The organism is Tardiphaga sp., from assembly GCF_025356345.1.
GTDB lineage: Bacteria > Pseudomonadota > Alphaproteobacteria > Rhizobiales > Xanthobacteraceae > Tardiphaga.
Genome location: NZ_JANXTC010000089.1, coordinates 1 through 3,310, shown reverse-complemented (window position 1 = coordinate 3,310; position 3,310 = coordinate 1). Strand labels below are relative to the sequence as shown.

The 3,310-nt window shown below is 64.2% G+C and carries 3 protein-coding genes; 2 read left to right on the top strand and 1 reads right to left on the bottom strand.

From position 1 onward, the window contains the following. The coding region (locus Q0S16_RS05030) for an AbrB/MazE/SpoVT family DNA-binding domain-containing protein (RefSeq protein ID WP_295845753.1) at positions 1-236 on the bottom strand (236 nt) is incomplete at its 3' end. 160 nt (positions 237-396) lie between these two features. Between Q0S16_RS05030 and Q0S16_RS05025 the strand changes: the two genes are divergently transcribed. Together Q0S16_RS05025 and Q0S16_RS05020 are read left to right on the top strand one after the other, a co-directional pair. Further along, entirely contained in the window at positions 397-1,611 is a 1,215-nt protein-coding gene (locus tag Q0S16_RS05025; RefSeq protein ID WP_295845755.1) for an aminotransferase class I/II-fold pyridoxal phosphate-dependent enzyme, read from the top strand. 12 nt (positions 1,612-1,623) lie between these two features. Next, positions 1,624-3,310, top strand: a 1,687-nt coding sequence (locus Q0S16_RS05020; protein WP_295845751.1) for a DNA translocase FtsK 4TM domain-containing protein, incomplete at its 3' end; no start/stop codon positions are given.

The window sequence follows — 3,310 nt, the reverse complement described above, 5'->3', positions numbered from 1 at the left end:
TCGCCTCGTGTCATTGCCAGGATCTCATCCGTCGAAAACCCGGCATTCGCTGTTCCGCGCACCTGCTCGAAACGGTCCGGGTCCAGCGGCTGTGCCGCTTTGGCCTTTTCAATGACCACGCTTCCATCGGCCGTATGTCGGCAATCAACCTCGCTGCCGGGGCCGATGCCGAATTTTTCGAGAACGGCTTTCGGGATTTTCAGCTGTCCGTCGTCCGTCACCTTGCTGGCTGCCATACCGACCTCCAAAATATTGTCGCCCGATTATGATAATCTAGCCACCGCCGTCGCAAATTTCGATGGTTAATCGCGCCTTAACCTCGGCGTATCATGGTGGCTTGATCCCTTGGATCGGTCACCTCGTGCGGGCCGACCGTCCCGAAAGTGTTGCTTGAGTATGGTGATGTCCGGTTCTCCCCCCGCGGCGCATGGCGCTGGTGCAACGGCCGGCGAGCGTTCGCCGTTTGCGCGGCTGACCGAACTGCTGGCGCCGTACAAGCCGGGCAAGCCGCTGATCACGCTGTCGCTCGGTGAACCGCAGCACCCGGTGCCGGATTTCGTCGGTCCGATTCTTGCCAAACATATCGGCGATTTCGGCCGTTATCCGGCTGCCAAGGGCATTGAGCCGTTCCGCCGCGCTGCCGCGACCTGGATGGGAACCCGGTTCGAACTACCGCGACCGCTCGATCCGGACAGCGAAATTCTGGTGTTGAACGGCAGCCGCGAAGGCCTGTTCTTCGCAGCGATCGCCGCGGCGCGATTCGTGGCGCCGCGCAGCGGCCCGCCGGCGATCCTGCTGCCCAACCCGTTTTATCCCGCCTATGGCGCCGGTGCCCGCGCCGCCGGCTGCGAAGCGGTGTTCCTGCCGACCACGCTGGCCAACGGATTCTTGCCGGATCTCGATGCGCTGGACGAAGCGACCTTGTCGCGCACGGTGGCGATGTACATCGCCTCGCCGGCCAATCCGCAGGGCGCGGTCGCTTCCCACGCGTACTTCACCCGGCTGCACGCGCTGGCAATTCGCCACGGCTTCATCGTGCTGTCCGACGAATGCTATTCGGAGATCTACACCAAGGCTGCCCCCGGCAGCATGCTGGAATGCGCCGGGCCGGACTTTGCCAATGTGGTGGCGTTCCAGTCGCTGTCGAAGCGCTCGAACCTGCCAGGGATGCGGGTCGGCTTTGCCGCCGGCGACCGCAAATTCCTCGGCGCCTTTCACGAGTTGCGCAATGTGGCCGCGCCGCAGGTGCCGGTGCCGCTGCAGCAGGTCGCCGTCGCCGCCTATGGCGATGAGAGCCATGTCGAGGAAAATCGCCGACTCTACGGGTTGAAATTCGACCTTGCCGATCAGATCCTCGGCCACCGTTATGGCTATCAACGCCCGGCCGGTGGCTTCTGTCTGTGGCTTGATGTCTCCGCGCATGGCGGCGACGAAGAAGCCACTTTGAAACTCTACCGCGACGGCGGCGTGCGGGTGGTGCCCGGCTCTTATCTGGCGCGCCCGCAACCCGATGGCAGCAATCCGGGCGCCGGCTACATTCGCCTGGCGCTGGTACAGGACAGTGAAACGACGGCCGAGGCGTTGCATCGGCTGGTCGCGATTCTGGATTAAACGCAGGACGATATGAGCACCACGATCGAACGCGTCATCCCCCTGGTCGGCCAGCTTCCCGCGTCCATTCGCGAGATGCTGGCGCGACGGCTGCGCGAACTGGCCGGCTTCGGCCTGATCGGCGTCGCGGGCGTAGCGGCCGCGGCGATGATGACCTGGTCGGTCCAGGATCCGAGCCTGAGCCACGCGACCTCGCGCGCGATCCGCAACGTGGCCGGCTATCCCGGCGCCATCAGCGCCGATCTGCTGATGCAAATTCTCGGACTCGGGTCGATCATGCTGATCCTCCCGGTGGCCGTCTGGGGCTGGCGCATGATGACGCATCGGGATTTCGATCGCGAAGCGCTACGCATGGCGTGCTGGATTCTCTGCACGGTGCTCGCCTCCGGCTTCGCGAGTTGCTGGCAGCACGGCGGCTCGTGGCCGCTGCCGACCGGCGTCGGCGGCGTGGTCGGCGACGCGCTGTTCCGCGCACCCGCGGTGGTGTTCGGCCCGGTCGGCTTCACCTACCGCTTCGTCCTCGGCATCATTCTGTGTACGGCCATGGTCGCGGCCTTCCTGATGGCCTGCGGGCTGGGATCGCGTCCAAAGGAAGAGTTCGCCGAGATCGCCGATGACGATGCGCCGTTCGAAGAAGAGGAGGACGACCGCCGTTCGGTGTCGCTCGGCTGGGCGACGCATGCGCTGCTCAGCCTCAAGGCGCGGATCGGGCGGCTGCTGTCGATGATCTACGGCCGGATGGTGGCCAGCGCCCCGGATTCCCGCCACGGTTCCTTCGAACGCCACGAGCCCAATCTCGGCGGTCGCCGCAGCCCGTCGATCGCGCCGCAAAGCCGCGACGACGAAGATGCTGAGCACGACACCGAAGAGGAAGAACAAGACGAAGAAGAAGTCGAACCAGCCCCGGTCGCCCGCGCTCGCAAGAAACCCGAGGCCAAGGAGCCGGCGCGCAAGAATAATGGCAAGTTCGAACTGCCCTCGGTGTCGGTTCTCACCGCGCCGCGCGCCGCCGATCGCCAGCCACTCAGCAAGGCCGAACTGGAAGCCAATTCGCGCGCACTGGAAGGCGTGCTCAGTGATTTCGGTATCCGTGGCGAGATCGTCAAGGCGCATCCCGGCCCAGTGGTGACCTTGTACGAACTCGAACCGGCGCCTGGTATCAAGTCGTCGCGCGTCATTGGCCTGGCCGACGACATCGCGCGCTCGATGAGCGCCCTGTCGGCGCGCGTCGCCGTGGTCCCCGGCCGCAATGCGATCGGCATCGAGCTGCCAAATGCGCATCGTGAAAATGTTTATCTGCGCGAATTGCTGACGGTGAAGGACACCAATGACGGCAGCATCAAGCTGCCTTTATGCCTCGGCAAGAATATCGGCGGCGATTCGATCATCATCGATCTCGCGCGCACGCCACATATGCTGATCGCCGGCACCACCGGCTCCGGCAAATCGGTCGCCATCAACACCATGATCCTGAGCCTGGTGTATCGGCTGCGGCCGGACCAGTGCCGGCTAATCATGGTCGATCCGAAGATGCTCGAACTGTCGGTCTATGACGGCATCCCGCATCTGCTGACGCCCGTCGTCACCGATCCGAAGAAGGCCGTCGTCGCGCTCAAATGGGCCGTGCGCGAGATGGAAGAGCGTTACAAAAAAATGTCGAAGCTCGGTGTGCGCAATATCGATGGCTACAACACACGCC